The organism is Spirosoma endbachense, from assembly GCF_010233585.1.
GTDB classification, from domain to species: Bacteria; Bacteroidota; Bacteroidia; order Cytophagales; family Spirosomataceae; genus Spirosoma; species Spirosoma endbachense.
Genome location: NZ_CP045997.1, coordinates 7,852,583 through 7,876,127, shown reverse-complemented (window position 1 = coordinate 7,876,127; position 23,545 = coordinate 7,852,583). Strand labels below are relative to the sequence as shown.

At 49.0% G+C, this 23,545-nt stretch carries 13 protein-coding genes; 4 read left to right on the top strand and 9 right to left on the bottom strand.

The genetic code is table 11. From position 1 onward, the window contains the following. Positions 1-36 precede the first annotated feature (36 nt). From GJR95_RS32170 to GJR95_RS32155, 4 genes are all read right to left on the bottom strand, one after another. Positions 37-3,609, bottom strand: a complete 3,573-nt coding sequence (locus tag GJR95_RS32170) for a VCBS repeat-containing protein (RefSeq protein WP_162389765.1) — start codon at positions 3,607-3,609, stop codon at positions 37-39. 129 nt (positions 3,610-3,738) lie between these two features. Beyond that, on the bottom strand, positions 3,739-5,268 hold the full coding sequence (locus GJR95_RS32165) for a RagB/SusD family nutrient uptake outer membrane protein (RefSeq protein ID WP_162389764.1): 1,530 nt from the start codon (positions 5,266-5,268) through the stop codon (positions 3,739-3,741). A 27-nt stretch (positions 5,269-5,295) separates the two neighbouring features. Continuing rightward, positions 5,296-8,478 carry a SusC/RagA family TonB-linked outer membrane protein gene (locus tag GJR95_RS32160; protein ID WP_162389763.1) on the bottom strand — a complete coding sequence of 1,061 codons (3,183 nt, stop codon included), beginning with the start codon at positions 8,476-8,478 and terminating at the stop codon, positions 5,296-5,298. Between the two features lie 105 nt (positions 8,479-8,583). After that, positions 8,584-11,679: a glycosyl hydrolase gene (locus GJR95_RS32155; protein WP_162389762.1), complete on the bottom strand. Its 3,096-nt coding sequence runs from the start codon at positions 11,677-11,679 to the stop codon at positions 8,584-8,586. Positions 11,680-11,858: 179 nt separating this feature from the next. On the opposite strand from GJR95_RS32155, the gene GJR95_RS32150 reads away from it, so the two are divergent. Beyond that, positions 11,859-13,025 carry a glycoside hydrolase family 26 protein gene (locus tag GJR95_RS32150; protein WP_162389761.1) on the top strand — a complete coding sequence of 389 codons (1,167 nt, stop codon included), beginning with the start codon at positions 11,859-11,861 and terminating at the stop codon, positions 13,023-13,025. A 14-nt stretch (positions 13,026-13,039) separates the two neighbouring features. Here GJR95_RS32150 and GJR95_RS32145 read toward each other — a convergent pair whose 3' ends face one another. The 3 genes from GJR95_RS32145 to GJR95_RS32135 all read right to left on the bottom strand — a co-directional run bounded on the left by GJR95_RS32145 (position 13,040) and on the right by GJR95_RS32135 (position 16,623). Further along, a complete protein-coding gene (locus tag GJR95_RS32145) occupies positions 13,040-14,833 on the bottom strand; it encodes a tetratricopeptide repeat-containing sensor histidine kinase (RefSeq protein WP_162389760.1) in 1,794 nt (597 codons plus the stop codon). A gap of 28 nt (positions 14,834-14,861) precedes the next feature. Continuing rightward, the gene (locus GJR95_RS32140; RefSeq protein ID WP_162389759.1) at positions 14,862-15,509 is read right to left on the bottom strand and encodes a response regulator transcription factor; all 648 of its coding nucleotides are present in this window, start codon (positions 15,507-15,509) and stop codon (positions 14,862-14,864) included. Positions 15,510-16,197: 688 nt separating this feature from the next. Continuing rightward, on the bottom strand, positions 16,198-16,623 hold the full coding sequence (locus GJR95_RS32135; RefSeq protein WP_162389758.1) for a YybH family protein: 426 nt from the start codon (positions 16,621-16,623) through the stop codon (positions 16,198-16,200). 439 nt (positions 16,624-17,062) lie between these two features. Here GJR95_RS32135 and GJR95_RS32130 point away from each other — a divergent pair, with 439 nt between their 5' ends. The 3 genes from GJR95_RS32130 (at position 17,063) to GJR95_RS32120 (ending at position 21,285) form a co-directional block, all read left to right on the top strand. Beyond that, positions 17,063-17,758, top strand: coding sequence for a hypothetical protein (locus GJR95_RS32130; protein ID WP_162389757.1), 696 nt, complete (start codon positions 17,063-17,065; stop codon positions 17,756-17,758). Positions 17,759-18,226: 468 nt separating this feature from the next. After that, positions 18,227-18,565: a PadR family transcriptional regulator gene (locus GJR95_RS32125; protein ID WP_162389756.1), complete on the top strand. Its 339-nt coding sequence runs from the start codon at positions 18,227-18,229 to the stop codon at positions 18,563-18,565. 14 nt (positions 18,566-18,579) lie between these two features. After that, positions 18,580-21,285 carry an FtsX-like permease family protein gene (locus GJR95_RS32120; protein ID WP_162389755.1) on the top strand — a complete coding sequence of 902 codons (2,706 nt, stop codon included), beginning with the start codon at positions 18,580-18,582 and terminating at the stop codon, positions 21,283-21,285. A 229-nt stretch (positions 21,286-21,514) separates the two neighbouring features. Here the strand turns inward: GJR95_RS32120 and GJR95_RS32115 are convergent, their stop codons facing one another. Both GJR95_RS32115 and GJR95_RS32110 read right to left on the bottom strand, forming a co-directional pair. After that, positions 21,515-22,429: a hypothetical protein gene (locus GJR95_RS32115; RefSeq protein WP_162389754.1), complete on the bottom strand. Its 915-nt coding sequence runs from the start codon at positions 22,427-22,429 to the stop codon at positions 21,515-21,517. Positions 22,430-22,567: 138 nt separating this feature from the next. Beyond that, entirely contained in the window at positions 22,568-23,545 is a 978-nt protein-coding gene (locus GJR95_RS32110) for a quinone oxidoreductase family protein (protein WP_162389753.1), read from the bottom strand.

Sequence of the window (23,545 nt, the reverse complement as noted above, 5' to 3'; positions counted from 1 at the left end):
CAAAAATGTTTAATGAGTAGCCTGACTAGTACAACCTTAATTGGCTTTCACCGGCCGTTGCCGGCCTTTACTGTCAGTAATTGTAGCCTCTACTACGTCCTTATCAATCGTGAGAAACCGGCCGGATTGCGACAGAAAGGACGAACCATAGGTGAATTCCTGCTTCAGCGTATTCCCGTTTTTGTACTGAATTTGGGCACTTATATCCGTAGGGGTTAAGGGAATGTTGTTGACGCTGCGTTTCAACTCAAACGCCTTGACTACGTCCCGATTCTGGCTGGCGATCAGCCGATAGTTGCCCTGGCTGCTTCGTAACTTGACCAGCGCTTTTCCGTTACCGGGAATGTACAGGCCGCTTTGCCGAATTGACTGCGGGTTGAAATTGCCACGCCCATCGCCGAGTAATAGTAACCCGTTGAGCGCATCATACCGACCAATCGAAACGTCGGTGCCATAATCGTTGCCCGTCATGGCGACGTCCAGATGGCCATCGCCGTTGTAATCATCGACCACCATGCCGTTCAGGATGGAAATTTGGGCCTGTTTAGGTAGCGGTATAAGCGTGAATTTTCCATTGCCGTCGTTACGAAGAAAACAGGATTGTAGCATGGTGGCTTTCAGGCGAATGGCGCCTTTGAGTTGTTCGAGAGAAAGTAGCTCGCCCATCGTGGCTCCGGCGAAGGATTTGAAGTTGACATACTTCTTTTTGACGCTGTTCATCTGCTTGATCAAATCCTCCCGGCCGTGCATCGGGAACTCGTTGAGCTTGCCATCCTGATCCGGCAAAAACAGGGACGGAATGGCCGAGTAGTTGCCATTGTTTTCAAAATCTTTGGCCGTTACGTATACTGGATATTGCTCACTCGCCTTAAACAGGGTGTTCAGGCCCGCATTGCCCACAATGTAATCCATTCTGCCCGTATGCCGAAAATCGCCCGCGACAATGCTATTCCACCAGCCCGGTTTATCGCCAACGCCGGTTGTTTCGGTGGTGGAATTGAAGCGACCGTTTGTGTTCTTAAGAAACGTAATGGGCATCCATTCGCCAACCAGAATTAAATCAAGCCAGGTATCATTGTCAAAATCAGTGACTAACGCATCGCACACCAGGCCACTATTGATCAGGGCGGGTGCTACGTCCCTCGTTACGTCGGTGAATTTGGTCTGTCCATGCTGGCTGTCGTTTCGCAGGATAACGCTGGACACGGGTTTGGGATAATTCCAGGGTTCCACCCGCCCCGACACAAACAAATCCAGTTTCCCATCATGGTTATAGTCAATGGCACGAACGCAGAGTTTGCTGGTCAGATTAACCGGTAAAGCATTGGGGGTTTCCGCGAAATTCCCCTTGCCATCATTGATATATAGTTTGTCCTGATAGCCGGGCGTGTTGGGCGCATTTTTATAGCCACCCCGGGCGACGTACAGATCTAATGCCGAATCGCCATTGGCGTCAAAAAGCAGGATGCCTTCGTCTTTGTAATCGCCCGGAACAGACTGTTCCGGCACTACGTTTCGTTGCGTGAATTTCCCGTTTTGTTGCTGCAAAAAAAGCTGCGCCGGATCGTGGGCGTTTCCGCCGATCACCAGATCATCCGTGCCATTGCTGTCCACATCGCCAACCGCCAGACCGGGGCTGTATTCCGATAGTTTATGCGGCAATAATTTCTGAATGTTAAAGTCGATGAAATCAAACTCCTTGTGCCGGTACGTTAAACCAACCTCCTTTGTTACGTCGGTGAACAGGGAATTAGTCGCCAGTTCTGGAGTTGTCCAGACGTAGCTTGCGGACGCATTTTTACTGGACACCGTCAATCGCTGATCGGCTTTGACGTTTCGCAGAACCTGCTTTTTCCCATTTGGCCATTTAATGACGACAGAGTCGAGTTTTACTACGTTACCGAGGCCAAAATGAGCAATCATCTGGTTTGTAGACAGATACCCCCGGTAGGGTGTATGCTCATACACCTGCTGTTTGCCACCTGCATAATGAATGGAAATGACTGTGCCCAACCCATCGACGTTCAGGCTATCGCCCACTACGTTCAGTTGCAGGAAATGCGTATTTTCTTTATCCCGTTCGCGAGTGGTATTCTTATAAATTAGCGCTTCGTCGTTGATGTTGTTGATGACGATATCCAGTGCGCCATCGTTATCCAGATCGGTGTAGACCGCGCCGTTGGAAAACGTTGGCTGAGCAAAGCCCCAGTCCGACGTAACATCCCGAAAAGTCAGCTCACCGGTATTTTGATAGGCGTAATTGTGAATCTTGACGACCGGAATTTGGGCTAAAATCTTGGCCTTCGTGGTCGTTTCGTTAGGCTGATCCCGATAGGCGATGAAATCATGGTCGGTTACGTCTTTCGGGTAGCCGTTGGTGACGATCAAATCCCGAAAACCGTCGTTATTGAAATCAGTCAGTAAGGGCGTCCAGCTCCAGTCGGTTTGGGCAATGCCGCTCATGAAACCGATTTCACTGAAGGCCGGACTACCAATTGAATCTTTCGCCCCAACGCGCGGCCCCTGATTGAGTTGCAGCGTGTTTCGAACGTATTGATACTGATACCCGTGTAGATCGAAGTTGAGATAACTGACGTAATTATTCGCCATCATCATCATTTTCTTCCGGTAATTGTCTTCCGGATTCATGTCCAGTTCGATTAGATCGGCCAATCCGTCGTTGTTGATGTCGCCGATGTCCTGCCCCATCGCGTTGAGCGACGTATGCTTGAAGTACTCGCGGGAGCGGTCGGTAAAACTCCCGTTTCGGTTGTTGATGTAGAGAATATTGCTGGATAGGAAATCATTCGCCACCGAAATATCTTTCCAGCCGTCCTGATTGAGATCGACCACCGTGGCCGTGTGCCCGAAGCCATCCAAGGTCATGCCCGCCCGCTCCGATACGTTACTAAAGTAGGCGTGCTTTACCGCAGTATTCCAGTCGTTACGCAGCAGACGCCCTGTGCTACGTCGGCCGTCAAACCGGATCAATCCAAACTGATTTGGATTCTGTTCTGGCGAGGCCTCATTAACCGTGAGGTACATATCCAGGTCGCCATCGTTGTCGTAATCAAAGAAGTTCGCCATCGTCGATTGCACATTGATATCCAAGCCATATTCCGCAGCCAGTTCCTTGAAAACCGGCACACCGGCATTTGTTACTTTTTGATTGACATACAGCAGATTACGACGCTGAAGCGAGTCTTTGGTAAGCGTATTGCAGACGTAAATATCGGGCCAGCTATCATTGTTAATATCGACAACGGCCACCCCTCTCCCCCATCGGCCTTTGCCATCGACACCCGCTTTTTCGGTAACCTCATCAAATTCAAAAGTCGCGCCCTGCGCCCCTTTGTTTAGGTACAACCGACTCGCCACCCGGTTGCCAACGAAGTAAATATCCGGCCAGCCATCTTGATTAAAATCACCGATTCCCACTCCCCCACCGTTATACATATTGACCATATCCAACGGGTTAATCGAGTCATTTTCAGCGATGAGATTATTAAACTGAATACCCGATTTTGACGATGGAATGGCCTCAAACAACGTATCGTTTTTGCAGGACGTGAGAACCAATACTAAATAAAGAACGTAATGGAATTTCATGATTCTGGAAATTCAACTCCGGATTAAAACGGCTGCGGCCAACCGTAGGGTGTTGAATTAATAGCCTCACTACCCGAAAGTATCTAACTTCCGGGTAGTGGGTTAAATCAAAAGGAAGGAAACGGTGTATCAATACCCTGGATTCTGCACCAGTTTTTCGTTGGTGGCAATCTGTTTTTGCGGGATCGGCATCAAATCTTTTCCCGGAGGCACTGTAATGCCGTACCGTTCTTTCACGTAGTTCAGTTGCTCTCCCGACCGACGTAGTAGAAACCAGAGCGAGAATTCACCCGCCAGTTCATGCCGGTATTCTTCCAGCAGAATTTTCGTTACGTCCGTGCCGGCGGCTGCGCCCAGACCAGCGCGTTTGCGGATCTGCCCATTGATGATCGCTAATGCCCCGGCGGTGTTGCCGCTTTTAAATAGCGCTTCGGCTTTGCTCAGCAGCACTTGCCCGTAGCGCATCAGAATCAGGTTCTGGCCGCTGAAAATGTAAGCCGGATTGCCCGAGTTTCCCGTTGCAGCCGGGTCACGCCAGGTTTTCGCGCCGTAATAGCCCGACCGCAATCCGTCCGATCCTTTCCAGGGTTTTGCGACTGTGCCCAGCGTGTTCAGGCCGGGGTAGTTTTGCTTCACCAGCGGGTAATCACTGATCTTTATCGCCGGGCTGGGGTGCACATCGCCGGGGCCAAGGACGGTTGGTAGTTTGCGGGTGTCACCCGCTTCAAACGAGTCATACAGTTTTTTGTCCGCGAACGAGTACCCGAATTGCGATACCTCTTCTGGCATGCCGAAGGTCGCTAGCCAATGAGAGTCGTTTGTGTGACCCCACGACATATCACTGCCGGCAATGTACTGAATCTCAAAAATGGACTCTTTACCATTCTGATTGTTGAACTCGTGGATGTTGACGAACTTATCTTCCAACTGGTATTTGCCCGTCAGCTGCTCATACGTAGCGGCCGCGTCGGCGTATTTTTTCAGCCACATCTGCGCATCACCCAGGTAAGCCAGGGCGGCTCCTTTCGTAGCCCGACCAATATCGACGGCGGCTAGATTCTGCTGCCAGGGTAATAGCTCAGCGGCTGCTTTCATATCGGCGGCAACGGCCGTAAAGACTTCTTCCTGCGTATTCCGGGGATGGCGGCCGTCATCGGTTACCGTTTGCAATTCCAGCGGAACGCCCCCGAAATTGGACGCCAGGTAATAGTAGAAAGCCCCCCGCAAAAACAACGTCTCACCCGTTAGCCGATTGGCCAGCGTATCCGAAATCACTTTGTTGGTTTTCATGTTGGCGATAATCGGGATGGCCGAGTTCGCGCGCGCAACGCCCTGATACGCTCTCGACCAGAAAATATTTAGCGCGTCAAAACTGGTTGGCACTTCATAGGTTTCAAAGAACGTATCGGCGCCAAAGTTTTTAAAATCCTGCGACAGGAAATTGGCCTGATACCACAACGCTTTCAGTGTAAAGTCGACATCGTGGAACGTATCATAAATACCCGTCACGAGCGCAATGCCGTCGGCCGGTTTTTTGAACAGCGCGTCTTCCGTGATGCCCTGCGTATTTTTCTGTTCCAGAAAGGATTCCTTACAGCTTATCGGTAGCAGCACCACCGCCAGAAAACCGAGCAGACCTATTGTTTTATAGAATTTCATAGTCAGTCAATGTGTTTAGAGAGGAGATTAAAACTGCACGTTCAGGCCCAGCGTGAAAAAACGGGACGTTGGGTAATTGCCCACATCGACGCCTTTGACCGTCGCACTCGTGCTGCCGTTATTCGGATCGCTCACCTGCCCAATTTCAGGATCTAGGCCCGTGTATTTGGTAAACGTAACCAGATTCTGACCGCTTACGTACACCCGGATCCGGCTCAGCGTGAGTTTACGAACTAGTGCTGCAGGCAGGGTATAGCCAATTTGCAGGTTTCGCAACCGCAGGAACGAACCGTCTTCTACGTAGGCATCCGATACGCGTGTGTTACCGCTTTTATCATCCCGAACCGCGCGAGCGTAGGTATTCGATCGGTTGGTTTCCGTCCAGCGATTCAGGTAAAATTCTTCGCTGACGTTCTCTACCCCCACGCCCCCGTTGGTGGCCAAACTTTGCAGATTCCGTTTCGCATAATTCAAAATGTCGTTTCCGACGGACGCGTACCAGAACATCGACACATCGAACTGACCGTATGAACCATCGAAGTTTATACCCCCAAAGAATTTAGGAATCGGGCTGCCAATGATCACGCGGTCATCGTCGGTGATACGGCCATCCCCGTTTGTGTCGACAAATCGCCGATCGCCGGGCGCCGTTGAGGATGCCTGGAAGAACGCACCGGTGCCATATTTAGCGACAGCGGCTGCGTTCAACGCGTTGATATCATCCTGAGACTGGAAAATGCCTGCCGATCTAAATCCGTAAAACGACCCAACCTGACCACCCACCTGCGATTGGCTGAACGTCGTCCAGAGGTTACCGCCGAAGGTCGGAAAGCCCAGATCGGAGAAGTTACCCACCGAAGTGAGTCCGTCGGCAAAGCTTAGAATCTTATTGCTCACCGTCGTTACGTTTGCACTGACACCCCACTTGAACGGGTGACTCGATTCGCGGTATTCCAGCCCCAATTCCAGACCACTGTTGCGAATACTGCCTACGTTTCGGGTGGCCGTACTAAAACCCGTCTGGCTCGGTACGTTCACGTTCAAAAGGAAACCGCTTGATTCGCGGACGTAGTAATCCGCCGTGAAATTGATCCGGCCATTCAGGAACGACGCGTCCAGCCCAATGTCCGACTGGGTTTGATTTTCCCAGGTTAAGCCCGGATTTGGTAACGCGCTCAGCACAAGACCATCGTAATACGTTTTCGTTTGCCCAAATACATACCCCCGGTTGTCGATCCGGCTGCTTCCTGAACTATAGATGCCCTGATACTGGAATAGCCCAATATTCTGATTGCCCGCTTTTCCCCAGCTACCGCGCAACTTCAAATCACTCAAAGCGTTAACCGACGCCAGGAATGGCTCATCTTTCAGGCGCCACGCCACCGACAGGGAGGGGAATACACCGTATTTGTTGCCCGGACCAAAGCGCGACGAGCCATCCCGACGTACCGTACCGGTAAGGATGTAGCGGTCAAGTAACTTGTAGGTCAGACGACCAAACTGGGACGCCAGCGACCAGGTCTGCTGATTGCCATAGGGCGTTACGGTTTGGATGGATCCCACATTGCGCAGTTCATCGCTGATCAGCCCGGAGCCACTGGCCCCAATCTGGCGATATGTATTTTCCTGCGCCGATACCCCGCCCACAAAATCAATCGAATGGATACCAACCGTTTTGTTATAGGCAACGGTATTTTCCCATAACCATTCCGACGTATTGCTGGCATTCTGGGAATAAAAGGCCAGGGGTGGCGTCAACACCCGGTCGTTGGTCGGGGTGAAATAATAACCTGATCCATCGCTGGTGTTCCAGCCAAAGTTTGTTTTCAGGCGCAAACCAGCAATCGGCGTAACTTCCAGGTACGTCGTGGTCAGCAGATTATTGGATGCCTGCTGCCGGTCGGTGGTTTCCAGATCGGCAATGACGTTGGTACTTCCCGAAACCGCCGTGGCCCCTTTGGTATAGTAGCCATAATTTCCGTTAGCATCTTTCACCTGATCCGTCAGCGGGTTACCCGTCAGGGTTGGTACCAGTTTGGTCAGGTTACCAATACCATTTTGGCCCGACCCAAAACCAACGAAACCACCCGTGCGGGTATACTTCATGCTGGTTGACACCTTGAGCCATTTGGCGGGTGTATAATCCAGGTTCAGGCTACCATTGTAACGTTTGAAGTTCGAGAACTTCACCGTGCCTTTCTGATCGAAAAAGCCCAGCGAAAGGGAGGTCTGCACCTTGTCGCTACCCCCGCGAAGGGCCAGATTGTAGTTTTGTCGATAACCCGTTTGGTACACTTCTTTCTGCCAGTCGATATTACGTAGCGTCGATGGATTGCGCCATTCCGGTAGAATCGGATATGTTTCCTTATCGGCGATCTCGGTCGCAAACGAAGCAAACTCCTGCGCATTGAGTACTTTGTATAATTTTGGAATCGCCTGCATCGATCCATAGGCGTCGAACGACACTTGTAAGGCGCCCTGTTTGCCGCGCTTGGTCGTAACGATAACGACCCCATTGGAAGCCCGGTTGCCGTAAATGGCCGTTGCCGATGCATCTTTCAGGATTTCCATCGACGCAATATCATTGGGATTCAACGTATTGATGCCGCCCGAAATAGGATACCCATCCACTACGTAGAGGGGTGAATTGTCGCCAAACGTACCCGTTCCGCGAATCTGAACGGAAACGCCCCCGCCCGGCGAACCATCGTTATTCGTCACCTGAACCCCCGGCGAGCGTCCCTGAAGCGCCTGATCCAACGTAGTAACCGGCACTTTTTCAATCTGAGCCGCACTCACCGAACTGATGGCTCCGGTCACGTCTTTCCGTTGCTGCGTACCATAACCAACCACGACGACTTCGCTCAGGGACTTGGTATCAGGAACCAGATCGACATTAATAACCGACTGCGTACCGACCGCGATTTCCTGGCTGACGTAGCCTACGCTGCTGATTACCAGCGTCGACGCATTGTTCCGGACGGTGATCGTGTACGTACCGTCGGCGTTCGAGACCGTGCCCGTTGTCGTTCCTTTAATGGCAATGTTGGTGCCCGGTACAACACTTGCCCCCTGGCTTTCGGTTATTTTACCGGTAACCTGCCGGTTCTGGGCGACGGCGGTGCAGACGGTTAGTACGACCAGAAATAGTGAATTCAGAGTCAGTTTTTTGTACCGATTGACCCTTTTAGTTAATACAATTTCTTTCATATCTAGATTTACGATTTAATTGGTATGAGGGGAAGAAGTTTTTTAACGGCTTCCAACCATACGTCGGACCGCCTCTAAAGGAGGTTAGAAGCCGTTAGTTGGTAGTTAAGGTTTGATAATTTTTATGGTTGACGTCTCATTCAGTGTATTGACCCGTAGTAAATAGACGCCAGTGCTTTTGCCCAAAGGCAGCACGTGATGCTCGACCTCCGCGGCCTGATCTACCTTTTTTTCCAGTACAGTTGCGCCGTTTATAGTAGTTAGCGTCATCCACACCGCAGCCCCCGCGGCACCCCGAATGGCTACTTCGGCATTGTCACCAGTCACTGGATTTCCCAGTACTGAAACCTGTAAAGAAGTCGTCTTTTCGTCAGCCGCCAGACGTGAGCTACCCAGCGCAGCCGGTTCGGTTCCGAACACCAACTGCCCTTTGTAATAGACCGTTACGTGTTCATTTGACTCGAAAGGAGCCGATGGGTTGTAGGAATAATCGTTCGTTTCGTTGAAACTCGTCCAATCGGATTTTGCCAATCGGTACTGGATATTTCCGGTGCTGCTCCCCGGATACAGCATACCAACGGTTGGCTTTACCTTCAGTTCGAAGTACGTATCAGCTAGTTTACGACCAACATTTCGCACGAATTGCGTACTGATGTTTGAATTACCCAGTTTCGCGTAATCGACCCAAGAGTTCAGGGGTTGCGACCCTTCTGAAGTGAACCAGTAGCGAACCGATACGTCGCCATAGGCAACGGGTACGTTACCTTCATTCGCTACGTACAAATACGTGCTGATAGCATTACCGTTCGTGCTGGTGTTCCTGTTTTGCGTGTACACGTTCAATTTCACCACCGGCGCGACGACGTCTGGCTCAGTCCCCCAAACCAGTTGAGGACCACCACCGGGCGAGGTCCGGTAAAGGGTAATGTGCTGATTCAACGAGTATTGCTGACTAAACTTTTGATACGAATAATCATCTAGTTGGGCCAGACTCATCCAATCGGTATTGGCAAAGCGCGATTGAATTGGACCCGAAGATCCGTTTGCGGGCAGGCTACCGGCCGATGCATCAAAGCTGTATTCCACGTAACCCGTAGCGCCCCCCCGAGGATTCTCCAGGGCTACATACTTCATCTTCGTCTTATTCGTACCCAGCTGCGCATAGTCAACCCACGAGTTGATACCCGCGCAGTTTTCGGCGGTGAACCAGTACCGCACGGTCAATTCGCTGTAGGGGACCGCCGTCGAACCTTCATTGAGTAGGGTCAGGTTTGGGTTAATACTATTCGTTATTACCTGCCCATTATCGCCGTTCCGGTGCATTACTTTCAACGTAACGGGTGGTCGCCAGTTGGGCAGTTCGTCGCGGGTAATGACATCATTGTCGGTATAGACTTTTTGCAGGAAGTCAATTGGCTGCTTTTTGATGAAGTCAGCGCCCGTCCACGCGCAAAACCAGGACCACCACGTAGCAAATCCGCGAACTTTGTCGGGGTTTGGCAGATTACCCGATTCGGTCAGTGCCACCAGTTTTTTGCCGTTGAACTGCGCCTGTGCGTTCGCCCAGTTGCCACTCATATTGGCCGTCGGGTCCGCATAAATATCTTCGCCAACAACGTCTACGTATTGATCGCCGGGGTACCAGTCAGGGTTGATTGTATCCGTAGCCGTGTACACCCAGATCAGGTTATGCAACTGGTGGTAATTGGTCAGTCGGTTGTACATCAGTTGCCAGAGTTCCTTGAACGGCCCCGCCCCTTTGGCACCCCACCAGAACCAGCCGCCGGAGGCTTCGTGCAGCGGACGCCAGAGAACCGGTACGTCGGCCGCCTGAAATTTCTTAAGTTGCAGGGCAATGGCGTCGATGTCGCTGAGCAGTAGTTGATAGCGCGTGCTGTTTTTATCGGCTAAGGCAGCCGCCAGATCGAAGGTGGTGGCACTGGTATAAAACCCACTCCACCAGAGCTTATCGGGTGCCTGATTGATCAGATCAGTAGGTGCATTCCAGTGCCACAGCAGGCTGATAATTCCCCGGCCTTCGCCTTTCTTCGCCCAGTCGATAATGGCTTCGCTGCTACGTACGGGCGTTGTGCCGAACTGCACCCGGCTGGGCGAATAGTCCATCAGGTCGAACGAACCAATAGCTGGTTCTTTTCCCGTTTTTTCCAGGATATATTCGACGTCGTCCTGTTGTCCCGACAGCACTTTACTACCGTATTGATCAACCAGATACGAAAACAATCCTTTCGTTGACAACGTAGCCTGCGCATCGACCAGAATTTTCGGAGGTTTAATCGGCAAGGAAGCCGTTGCTGGCATCAGTTGAATGTAGTCGATGTCGAAGTACCCCCACCCTCGATAAATGGTGATGGTGTTCAGGCCGGCGGTCAATAGAAATTTTCCGACGTTGGATGATCTGTATCCACTCAGCGTTTGGGTTAACGTACCGCTTCCTTTTTCGTCATTTACCTGGAAGTCAACGCCTTTATCACCGTTTGGCGACGCGTACCCGATGGCCAGATCATATAGCCCCGCCGTGGCGTTGACCGTAATACGTACCTGATCCGTCGCATTATCGAAGCCCGTTACGTAGCCCGTTCCCGAAAATCCGGCATTGGCGCTTGCCGCATCCACGCCCGTCAGATCGCCCGCTTCGGCTTCGGCCCGCCCATTGACCAGCGGCACGATGGTGGGCGGTTTGACCGATGCGGGTGTCAGCACGATAAAGTCGATACCGTAATAGCCCCAGTTCTTATTGATCGTAATGGTGTTCTGTCCGTTCAGCAATTGAAACGAACCAATTACAGCGGCCCCAAAGTTGCTGCCGGTTACTTTTAGATCCTGTTCGCTGGTTGCCCCGTTCACCGTCAGCCGGGTCTTTTTATCGCCATAAGGCGAGTAATACCCAATGGTGAGTTGATAACTTCCGGCCGGAGCCGAAAACGTGAAGACCATATTGTCGCCCCCGTTGCTGTCATCATCAAATCCCCAGGCATAGCCCGTACCGGAATAACCGGGCTGATCCTGTACAATCTGTACGCCATTGAGCGCCACACCCTGAGGAGCTTCAGCTTCCAGTTTGATCGGATCAGCGCCAAATACGGAGATACTACTGTTTAGAAAGGCGACCAGAAAAAGAGCAAGTATCGCTATCAGGTTTCGAAGCGTTGACAGAAAATGATTTAGTAGAAGGTTTGGCATACGGTTGAGAGATAAGGGCTATGAAGAGAATAAATAGAATTTTATTCAGCAAAAGTAGGACTAAGCGGACTGGTGATAGAATAAGGAAAACCCTACATTTTTAAAACTTAGGGAAAACCCTAGGTAAGGAAGCAAAACTTAACCTCTTTATTCAAGTATTAAATAGGGAAAACCTTACCATGAAGTGTACGATTAGTATCTTTTTGAACCTATCCTTTGCGCTGTTAGGCAGCTTCCTGGACGTAAGCAATCTTTATGCACAAATGGCTCGTAAACCCGTTGACTCCCAGGCGACCAAGGAAACCCAAGCTCTCTATGCCAATTTGCATCGGCTAGCCAAAAAACATATCTTATTCGGTCATCAGAGTGCCACGGAGTATGGGCATGGTTGGTACGGAGACACCAATCGGTCAGACGTAAAATCGGTGAGTGGTTCCCATCCGGCCGTAATCGGGGTTGATTTCAGTGGACTGTCGGGTCGACCACCGCAGGCGATTGAACAGGCAAAACAATCGCTACGTCGGCAGATTACGGATACCTACAACCGGGGGGGTATCTCGACGGTCGCCTGGCATTTTTCCAATCCGGCTTCGGCCGGAGGGTTTTACTGGAAGGATTCGGTGTCGGTTCCAGCCGTGCCCCTGCTGACTCCAGGAGGTTCCCATCACCAGCAATACAAACAGATTTTACAAACCCTTGGCGATTTTACGAACTCGCTACGCGGAGCCGATGGAATGCCGATTCCTCTGATTTTTCGCCCCTACCACGAACTGGATGGCGGGTGGTTTTGGTGGGGGAAACCGCATTGCACTCCGGATGACATGAAGGCGTTGTGGCGATTTACGGTTTCCTATTTACGCGATAGCCTGCACGTTCACAACATGTTATACGCGTTTTCGCCAGATTGCACCTTCAAAACAGAAGCCGAATACCTGGAGCGGTATCCGGGCAATGAGTGGGTCGATATGGTCGGTATCGATGATTATGCCGACTTCGGTCGGGATGGGCGTTACAACGTAGCAGCCGGCGTAAAAAAACTGAAGATCGTCTCCGATTATGCGCGACGCTGGGGAAAATTAGCGGCCTTTACCGAAACAGGTTTAGAGTCTATTCCCGACACAACCTGGTGGACCACTACGTTACTAAAGTCCCTGAAATCTGAAAAATTAACCTTGTCCTACGTACTGGTCTGGCGGAACGATGCCAAAAGCAAAACTCATTTTTACGCCCCTTTTCCGGGTCAATCCAGCGTACCCGATTTTATGCGCTTCTATCATGACCCGTATACATTGTTTGAAGCTGATTTGCCAAAGATGTATAAGCGAAAATGGCTGGGCTTGTTTTAACCCGTTTTATAGACTCAACTGTGCGGACTAAAGTCCATGATGCCTGTCTGGTCTTCCGTTTTTTGTAATTTCTGCATGGGCAGTGAAATCATAACAGACGTACCTTTTCCGACTTCGCTTTGCCACATGACCTGCCCGCCTAGGTAGGCAATACGGGATTCAATGTTGGCGATGCCATTTCCTTTTGCTTGCAGGTTATCGAAATTTACCCCCTGGCCATCGTCATCTACACTAATCAGGATCGTTTCTTCACTAACCATAAGCTGGATAGTAACCGTCTGAGCCTGTGCGTGTTTCAGCGCGTTATTGAGCAACTCCTGCACGACCCGGTAAATCATGACGGAGGCTTCGTCGCCCAGGGTCGGGATCTCGCCGTAATGGTCTAGAACCAGCTTTGTTTTATTAACCAGATTAAGTTTTTGCACCAGGTCTTCCAGTGCCGGCAAGAGGCCGAAGGTTGACAGCGCATACGGGCGCAGGTCGTTCGAAATCAGGCGGGTTTCGGTGCAGGCTTCATCCAGAAACTGGTTCAGAGGGTCCTTCACGGATACTGGTAATTCATCCTGATGCGCTTCGACAAATAGTTTGATTCGCGACAGTTGAATACCTAAACCATCGTGTAGGTCACGGGCAATCCGACTCCGTTCGCCTTCCTGCCCTTCGATCATGGCACGTAGCGATTTAAGCTCCAATTGTCGGAACTGTTGCTGGGCGATAACCGTTTGCTGGTGATTTATTAGCTTTTGCTGGCGTCGCAGATATACCAAAGCAAACACCCCTAGAATGCTGATTATCAGGCCAACAACCAGTACCGAGTTCAATACGTTCTGATTGCGCCTCTGTTCTTCAACCAGTTGTTTTTCAACGGCCAGCGTCTTGATCTGACTGTCCAATTCCTGCAATCGAATGCTTTTTGTCTGTTCGGACGTGTAAAACTGAACCGCGAAATCGAGCGTTTTTAATGACCAGTCGTATGCCTTTTTATAGTCGCCCATACGCGAGTAGCTATCCGCCGTGTGCCTCGATAATTCCCGCATCATGCCCAGATTGTTTTCAACCTTCGATATGTTGTAGCTTTTCTGGTAGGCTTCAATAGCGGCCAGACTATGTTGTCTAAACTGTTCGACCAGGCCTAGATAAAAGTAATTCAGGGCAATTAACCAGTCCACTTTTAATCGATTGGATATGAGTAGACTTCGGCGGGCAAAATAGTCGGCCGAATCGGGCCGTTTGGCGCGGGAGTATGTATTGGCCAGCAGATTAAGGGCATACGCCTGCGAGAAAGCCTGCTTGTATTGTACGCTAAGCCGCTCGGTTTCGCGCAGGTGAGTCATCAAACTGGGTGGCATAGGTTCTCTATAGTGAGCGATGTTGTCAAACCCCAATCGACATTCAATGACTTTTGGCATGTTGTGGGTTCGCTCGAAATATTGCTGGGCTTTTTTCAGGTACTGTTCGGCATAGTCCTGCATGAAATAATCCTGCGTGTAATAGTCTCCTATCACCAAATACTCATTAAAATACCCCAGTGAATCACCCATCAGACTGTAGTATTTCAAGCTGCTGAAGTAGGAATCCATCGTGTACTTATTGTACCCATACAGCCGATGGTATAGCCTGCCCAGGTAATCATACGACTGTGCCGCCTGACCGTATTGCTTATCTTGAACTAAGAGTTTAATCTGCTTTTTCAAACTATCGATAGACGTCGTGTCCGACTCTGCCTTAACGGATTGAAACCCGCCCGTTAGAACCAGTAAAAAAAAGGCGGTGGTCCACCAGCCAGACCGGGGAGAAAAGAATTTCATGAGCAATAACTATAGGGGCAAAATAGAATTAGTCAATGAATTGCATCTCCATCGCCGTCTTTATGAGTAGAGCTGTATTGGGAACGCCAAACTTCATCAGTAGACTACTACGGTGAAATTCGATCGCCTTGGCGCTCACAAACAACTGAGTGGCCATCTGCTGGGTTGTCAATCCCTGCGCAATGTGGGTCAGCACTTCCGTTTCGCGGGGGCTGAGGTTTGGCTTTACGCCAACACCGACCGTTGGCCGTCTGGACTTGGGGCTGTCGTTCAGCAGAATTTGCGTGATCGACTCGTTAAAATATTGCTTCTCATGGTGAACCGCCTGAATGGCCTGTAGCAACTCCGTCTTCGTTGTATTCTTTAGCAAATAGCCTTTTGCCCCTTTTTTCACGACCCGCTTAATAAGACTGGCATCGTCATGCATGGTAAGTGCCACCACTTTCGTTTCCGGGTATGTACGGGCAATATACTCGCAAAGGCCGAGGCCGTCCTCTATGTGGGGAAACGAAATATCAAGTAACACGACGTCAATCGCCGTCTGGCTCAATCGTTCCATAACTGAGGGAACCGAATAGCAGCGCTCGGTTACCTTAATGTCCAGCGATCCTGAAATAAGCGAATCGATGCCTTCGACAAAGACATTATGGTCATCCGCGATGAGAACTCGTATCATATAAATACTACATTCATAGAGTTGATTAGCGGCCAAAAATGCGGATAAAGGGCATAATGCCACTAGCAATTTAATTCATAACAGATTTGGAGAATAAAACTATAACCATCAAAATTATAACAAATCAGCCATGGAAGTAAACCAAAAAGTACTTATCTCATAAATATTAGGGAAAACCCTAAGGGCATTTGTGAAAGCTCATACATCAAGAATTTAGTCCAATACAGCGCTTTTATTAGTCGACAGCGGGGAACAATAGGTTCTATACCGAGTCTTCTACAGCCTAAATAATTCCATGAAGTTGTTAATCCGTCACTGGGAAGTAAGCCTTTAATTTTCCAAAAAAAAGCACCAAGTTCACCCTTTCTGATCTTGTTCGACATGGGTAAACAGGTAAGTTTCCTTCGGTTTACGTCAAAGTAGAACATAACCAAACCAAGAGAGGGACGGCCGCTGCCGCCGGGCCGTCGCTACGGTAAATTTCCGACAGCCACGGCGGACCGTTTGTGCCAGAAGAGTAAATAGTGTGTCTTGAAAGAAGCAAGATGTGCTGTGATAATCACAGCGTTTACTGGCGGGTGCGTTAGCCATGCCGAACCGGAACGGCGGACCGTAAATCCGTGACTTGCCTTTAAAAGTAGGTGTAGCAAGAATGTAGGGTTTGGAGAGGTAACGAGATACGCTACGTTTACTCTTCTAGCTTGATCAATGCTTGCCCGCTGTGAGGATCAAACGGCACCGAACTGTGCTCGTGAGTAATGAGCCATTGGTCGTTCTGTTTGCTCAAGCAAATCGTTGACCGCCAACGCATATCAATTGCATCGCCATTGGCCAGTGCCCCCTTGACATGATTAAAGGAATACCCAAAGCCAAGCTCGTCGCTGGCCATGACTGAAAGCTTTTCAATGTGGTAGGAAACAGGTCCAGGAAACTGAGCTAGCCAGCTTTCCAGGCGCTCCCGGCAGGCCTGCAGGCCTATTTTTTGTAGCGTATTGATCACATCGAACGAGACAACATCCGCTGAATAGTTGGCCATGGCCCCATCGATATTCTTCTGTTGAACGGCCAGTTCTTGGCCTCGAATGAGTTGTTCAATTTGTTCTTGGTTTGTCATTGACCTAGCATCATGATTACCTGCTAATAACTTGGCCGTGCACTAATAGTTTGCGCTTTCGACGGGTAGTAGCAGCGTAGAATTGGCTAGCGAAAATAAGGGCGGGTTTATCTGATCTCATTCTCTAAAAATTTTCACTCCAAAACCAGATCTATACAGGTTTTACTATCTCACTTTGGAGCTTTTTTTGAGAATATGCAATCCCTAGCTACAGATCGGGAAAACCATAATCTGTCAGATCTGCCCCGATTTTTTATAATTCAACTGAATGCTGCTTCGGAAAGCTATTAGATAAATTCGGAAAGGAAGCAACTGCCTTCGGAAGATCAGCTAAAATTGGGTAGGTATAAGCAATATATTAATTTTCAGAAATGTAAGTATGGTGATTACAATGACTTAACTTGCTGTAACTATTCCATCCTAATTCTTATTGGTAGTCATGCGTTTATCAAGCTTTCGGCAATTATCATACTTTATAGTAAGTCTTGCTTTTGTAAATGGTTCAACACTTGCTAACCATGGGGTATCTAACCTGATTTTCCTCAGGCATCAGCAAAAAGTGAACCTTACGCAAACAATTGATTACACTGATCCAAAGGATAACTATCAACTAGTTTCAGGTTTTGTTGGTCTAAATAAAGAAAATGTAGAACTACGTAATAGAGCTGCTGCACTTGCAGCTGAGAGTGAAGCAGAAGCTAAAGTTATAGGCCTTCCAGATAAGTTTGTAAATGCGTTTTTAAGACGTGCAGAAAGTTCAAGAGCGACAGAACGAAAACTTAATACTTACATTGTGGATGTGCCGATGGACCCAAAAAAATGGACGCACGATGATTTGGTGAAGCTGGCTACTACTCATTCCAGGAGTGTTCAGGCGTTTGATGCCCTAGTTTTTTTGCGTTATGCCGCGAAAGACGTAGATAAGTCCGGCAACTTTTCGGAGAAAGCCTTAACAGCGCAACAGGCACTTGCTCAATTCATGCCTGAAAAATATGATGATATTAAACTAAACTTTGTCGATTTTATTAATGAGATTAATGCCGTTGATAAATTAACAAGGCAACATCCCGTCCGTGTTGCCATGCAGGCTAGACGACCACCTATGTCCATTCCTCCTTCTCCAAGCAAGTTATAAATTAACGCATTGTTAGGTTTATTAGTTAATAAGAACTTCTTCGAAAATTCTTCTTCCAGAGAAGGAAAATTTGCTGTGAAAATCGGGACTTCACCTAACAGTTTGTCCATCTCCTAAAACGCCCATTTTAGGAGCATATTAATGAACGTTCTATCGTCTCAATCGGGAGCGTTTTAGGAGATTATGTAACGTTGAGTGACAGCATTACATGAATAGCTAGCTTCACGGCTCTATCAGGAAAAGAGGTAGGTTTATTGACGACTACACATTTACCCTTTATTCAGATTCTCCCCTGATTGCCTACCCCTGATTCTCAGCAAGCGCTGTCCAGGCGTGGACACTGAGTTGTCCGTTTCTGGACAATGATACTCGTTCTTCACCTTGTTTTAAACCCATAAAGGCATTTTTTACGTTTGGCATCCGATTTGATCTAAGATATTGTATCTAATAAAATAGGATAGCCTTTCTATGAAAAAGACCGTATTGGGCGAGCTCGAAGAGTTAGTGTTGCTAGTGGTGGCCGCCAGTACTGAGGACGTTTATGGAGTGCCCGTCCGGGAAGAACTCCAACGGCAAACCGGCCGCAACTTCACTATCAGTGCGGTGCATACCACCCTCTACCGACTCGAAGAAAAAGGATTTCTACTTTCTTCCGTGGGTGGAGCCACCGCCGAGCGGGGTGGACGAAGCAAACGGCTGTTTGCCCTCACTGCCGAAGGAGGGAGAGTGCTCCGGGAAATCCAGCAGATGCGCACTCGACTTTGGCAGGCTATTCCCGAAAGCAAGTTTCAACTCTTGGGTATTTAATCGTTTCTTCAGCCATGCATGGTCAACAATCATCGCCCTCTCCTAACTCATCGCAACCGCCCCGCTGGGCGGATCGGCTTCTGGAGTGGTTTGTGGCCCCTCACTTAGTAGAGTATGTACAAGGTGATTTGCAGGAAGTGTTTTATAAACGCCTTCAACAGGTGAGCCTAGCCAAGGCTCGACGGGAATATGGCTGGGCCGTTTTGCAATGCCTGACGCCGTTTTTCTATAAATCGATTCCGCCTACAACACCGGGCTGTGCGAACAAATTTAATGACTACCCAACCCCTGCTTTTACAAGTATGCTACGAAACTATCTAAAAATCGCCTTGAGAAACCTGACCCAAAACCGGGTGTACTCCTTCATTAATATTGGCGGGCTGGCTGTTGGTATGGCTATCGCTATGCTGATTGGCCTATGGATATACGATGAGGTTACATACAATACTTACCATAAAAATTACAACAGCATTGGTCAGGTAATGACCAAAGGAAACTTCAACGGAGATGCCTTTGCCACATCAGAAGTGCCACGACCGCTGGAAGCAGAACTGCGTACTAAATATGGCAACGATTTTAAGCGTATCGTCATGGCACGCGGGGATGAGAATCATATTTTATCGGTAGAGGCAAAACATATTTCGCAGGTGGGCCGGTTCATGCAGGAAGGAGCGCCTGAACTATTATCGCTGGAACTGTTGCAGGGTGCTTATAGCGGCTTGAAGGATATGAATTCAATCCTGCTTTCCGCTTCGGCGGCCAAAGCACTGTTTGGCGATGCAGATGCGCTGAATAAAACGCTACGTATTGATAACCGGATGGATGTTAAGGTTACGGGTGTATATGAAGACCTTCCGTATAATACAGAATTCAGTGGCACGCAGTTTATTTCTACTTGGGACCTTATGCTGTCCGATAACAAATGGATGCGGGATGCCGCCAACCAATGGGGTAACAGTTCCTTCCGAATGTATGTGCAATTGCAGCCCAACACGACGATGGAAGCCGTTTCAGCAAAAATTAAAGGTGTTTGGCAGGCACATGTGAGTGAAGAAGATAAGAAATATAACCTACAGGTTTTTCTAAACCCGATGAACCGCTGGCATTTGTATTCAGAATGGAAGGGCGATGTGAATACAGGCGGTCGCATTGATTATGTATGGCTGTTTGGCATTATCGGGGTATTTGTGTTGCTGCTGGCCTGCATCAACTTTATGAATTTAAGCACCGCACGCAGTGAAAAGCGGGCAAAGGAAGTAGGTATTCGCAAAGCAGTTGGTTCACGACGTGGTCAGTTGACAACTCAATTTTTGAGCGAGTCTTTTTTAATAGTCACCATCTCCTTTTTCATCGCCATCCTTCTTTCAGTAATTGCCTTACCGTGGTTTAATGAACTGGCCAACAAGCGTATGACCATCCCCTGGCTAAACGCTTACTTCTGGCTGATCAGCGTGGCCTTCATTGTCGTTACCAGCTTACTATCAGGAAGCTATCCTGCGTTTTATTTATCTTCTTTCAACCCTGTGAAAGTTTTGAAAGGAACATTTTCTGCGGGGCGTTTTTCATCGCTACCACGAAAGGCATTGGTTGTCACACAATTTACGGTATCCATTGCACTCATCATCGGGACCATCATGGTCTATCGGCAGATACAATACGCCAAGGACCGACCTGTCGGCTATAACAGGAATGGCTTGCTGATGATAGAAATGAAATCGACCGATTTAAAAAATAAATTCGGTGTGCTGTACAATGAGCTGAAAAGAGCAGGTATCACTGAACACATGGCTTGTTCCAACAGCCCGCTGACAGGCGTATGGTCAAACAACAGTGGGTTTGAATGGAAAGGCAAAGACCCCAACAAAACCCAGGGATTCGGTACGATATGGGTGACGCACGATTACGGCAAAACGGTAGGCTGGCAGTTTACCACAGGGCGTGACTTTTCAACACAATACGCAACGGATACCGTAAGCTCGCAACGTGGTCTTAACGCGGTTTACAGCATTATAGTGAATGAAGTCGCCGTAAAATACATGGGGTTAAAAAACCCGGTTGGAGAAATTATAAAGTATGACGGTTACCAGTTTCAGATCATTGGCGTAATAAAAAATATGCTGATGGAGTCGCCGTTTGAGCCTGTAAAACAAATGGTGTACATCGCCAATTACGACCAGGCCAATACATGGATGACTGTAAGGGTTAACCCCACCGTAAGCATGAGGGATGCTTTGGCTAAAATGGAAATGATCTTTAAACGCACAGTGCCTTCAGTACCTTTTGACTACAAGTTTGCCGACACTGAATATGGGTTAAAATTCGCGGCAGAAGAACGCATTGGTAAGCTGGCTTCTGTATTTGCAACGCTGGCTATTTTAATATCCTGTCTGGGTTTGTTTGGTCTTGCCTCATTCATGGCCGAAAAGCGCACTAAAGAAATCGGTGTTCGCAAAGTGTTGGGTGCTTCGGTTCTGAATATATGGGGATTACTCTCCAAAGATTTTGTGGCGCTGGTGCTTATCGCTTTTGGCATCGCTACGTTTATCGCCTATTATTTCCTCACTGGCTGGCTTCATAAATATTCGTACCATACCGAAATTTCCTGGTGGATTTTCGTGGTTTCAGGCGTGGGTGCTTTAGCGATAACTTTGTTAACCGTTAGCTATCAGAGTATAAAAACCGCTTTAATCAATCCTGTAAAAAGTTTGCGAAGCGAGTAAGGGTAACTCTCTCCATTTTAAAAGCCCGATGATCTCGATGCTTATTCCTTTCTCGCAAAACGCCCATAGCTGTTGATACATGAACGCACATTCGTCTCATGAGGGAGCGTTATTTGAGAATTTGGGTAGTTTTTCGGAAGAGTACGACACCGGCACGGATGGTGCGCCATTGCGATGCCGTCGAGGGCCCGGATAATTTGTCATTTGAGCAATGAACAAGGATTAAGGATTAAGGGAGCGAAGAAAACTGGGAAAGTAGCCCTTGAATGTCCTGATCAATTAGCTTGATAGCAGCCTGTAACTGGTTGATTAAATCGGTACGCAGTTTCAATTCATCAACTCCATAATACCCTCCGCGACTTAATAGTAACTCGATCTTTTGATCATTTTTTTTCTGGTGAAGGGTCAATCCTTCAATATCGATCCACTGATTTCTAAGAAGGTAGGCGACCGGGTAACGCCCGCTACTACTAAAAACGGGCTGTGAGAGCATATTCCAGACCATGGCCGGATATTGGTCTGAATGTACAGGGGCATACCAAATATCCCGGAGTAGGTTTCGAGGATGCTCAAGCGGAATTCGTCGGCCTGAATGGAGCGATAACAGCCCTAAGATGGAGCTACCTAAACCAGCGGTAATAGCGGTCGCTTTTGAGGCATTCTCTGGCAAGAGGGCCGCTGCAACACCACCAATAGCACCCGTTAAAATGGAGGAAACCGTCAGGTTTCTAATGCGAACTTGTTCAAGTCGGTCCTGATAGACAATGAGTCGGTTGACCCGTAAAGCTTCACAGTCTAATTCAGCCGCTAAGCTGGCTACTTGCGTGCGGAAAAGAGCAACCCGATCCTGAATACGAGCTTTCTGTTCGGCTACTAGAAAGCGTCGGGCCAAGGAAGAATCTTGTCTTAATTTCGCTCTATGGAGTTGGTAACTTTGCAGCAAAGGAAGCAGCCCAGCCGCGTGGGCGACCATCAGATTATAGCGACTATAGCGGGGCAGGAGTTGGGTCAGTAATGAATCCGGCGGAGTTGTCCATTGATAGGAAGTGGTATCGTAGGGGTGATTCGGATAACAGGAAGCCGCATGCGAATCAGGATACTGGCGTCTTGAACAATGGCCAAACAGCAGTAGTAGTCCCAACATACAGCCCATCCTACAAATGGGTTTGAACAAATAGATTGGCATGAACAGCAGGTCTTAAACAAAAGATCGATTGACGGTCCTTAAAGTAATCATCCCAAGGGATTAATCCAATGGCGTTCCAGACCTCCTAGGTAAGAGTCAATGCATGGTAATGACGAGTCGCTTCCCATCGGCAATGACTACGTTGTAGATTGATTCAATTTCGGCTAAGTTAACCCTAACCGTGTCAACCTTGAGCTTACCCTCGGCCGCTAGTTGAAACATGTCGGGTAAAATTTCCCTAAACAGTTTACCCACATCTTGACGCGTCCAACTACCCAATCCGGAGCCCGATAGGTGGAGATTAACACTGCGCAAATTTTCGGCGGATAGCTGTAGTTTATCCCCCGTTACACTACCAATCGAGACAAAACGCACCGGATGGGTAAAGGCTCCCTTGCCTTTCAACGAAGCCAGAAGTAGCTCAGCCGAGTGGCCCCAAAGATAATCGATGATCACATCAACCGGCGACCGACTGTGGAGCGCCCGAATTTGAGCCAGAAAGTCTTCGTCGCTCTGATTCACCGAAATAATCTCGTCGGCTCCTAAAGCCAATACCTCTTGCAAGGAGTTGGGATTGCGGCCCGTGGCAATCACTTTTTTGGCCCCATACTGTTTGGCAATTTGCACGGCTACCCGGCCCGTGAAGCCCGTTGCGCCATTGATCAAAACAACATCGCCGGGTTGAATACCCGCCCGGAAGCGCAGCCCCATAGCGGCCCCAATCACGCCATTGGGTAAGGCCGCTGCTGTTGCGTCATCGACTCCCTCAGGAACAACAACCATGCGGTCTTTCTCCACCACGGCTTGCTGAGCGACCATGCCGCTAACGCCCATCGCATAGACGCGAGTACCATCGGCCAGTAGTCCCACGCCATCGCCACCGATAATCGTTGCTTGGCCGGGGGACTGGGCCTCGGCTGAATAATGATTGCCACTAGCCCGGCCTCGGTCAATATGTTTAATCGCAGCCGCTTTAACGGTCATTAGTACTTCTGCCTCGCTAGTCACAACGGGACTGGGAACCTCCACATACCGCGGCCCTTCCCCTGACGGATACATGATGGCAGCTTTCAT

Coding starts and splice junctions, on each gene's coding strand:
- GJR95_RS32170 (WP_162389765.1), bottom strand. CDS start 3,609: ATGAAATTCCATTACGTTCTTTATTTAGTATTGGTTCTCACGTCCTGC.
- GJR95_RS32165 (WP_162389764.1), bottom strand. CDS start 5,268: ATGAAATTCTATAAAACAATAGGTCTGCTCGGTTTTCTGGCGGTGGTG.
- GJR95_RS32160 (WP_162389763.1), bottom strand. CDS start 8,478: ATGAAAGAAATTGTATTAACTAAAAGGGTCAATCGGTACAAAAAACTG.
- GJR95_RS32155 (WP_162389762.1), bottom strand. CDS start 11,679: ATGCCAAACCTTCTACTAAATCATTTTCTGTCAACGCTTCGAAACCTG.
- GJR95_RS32150 (WP_162389761.1), top strand. CDS start 11,859: ATGAAGTGTACGATTAGTATCTTTTTGAACCTATCCTTTGCGCTGTTA.
- GJR95_RS32145 (WP_162389760.1), bottom strand. CDS start 14,833: ATGAAATTCTTTTCTCCCCGGTCTGGCTGGTGGACCACCGCCTTTTTT.
- GJR95_RS32140 (WP_162389759.1), bottom strand. CDS start 15,509: ATGATACGAGTTCTCATCGCGGATGACCATAATGTCTTTGTCGAAGGC.
- GJR95_RS32135 (WP_162389758.1), bottom strand. CDS start 16,623: ATGACAAACCAAGAACAAATTGAACAACTCATTCGAGGCCAAGAACTG.
- GJR95_RS32130 (WP_162389757.1), top strand. CDS start 17,063: ATGCGTTTATCAAGCTTTCGGCAATTATCATACTTTATAGTAAGTCTT.
- GJR95_RS32125 (WP_162389756.1), top strand. CDS start 18,227: ATGAAAAAGACCGTATTGGGCGAGCTCGAAGAGTTAGTGTTGCTAGTG.
- GJR95_RS32120 (WP_162389755.1), top strand. CDS start 18,580: ATGCATGGTCAACAATCATCGCCCTCTCCTAACTCATCGCAACCGCCC.
- GJR95_RS32115 (WP_162389754.1), bottom strand. CDS start 22,429: ATGTTGGGACTACTACTGCTGTTTGGCCATTGTTCAAGACGCCAGTAT.
- GJR95_RS32110 (WP_162389753.1), bottom strand. CDS start 23,545: ATGAAAGCTGCCATCATGTATCCGTCAGGGGAAGGGCCGCGGTATGTG.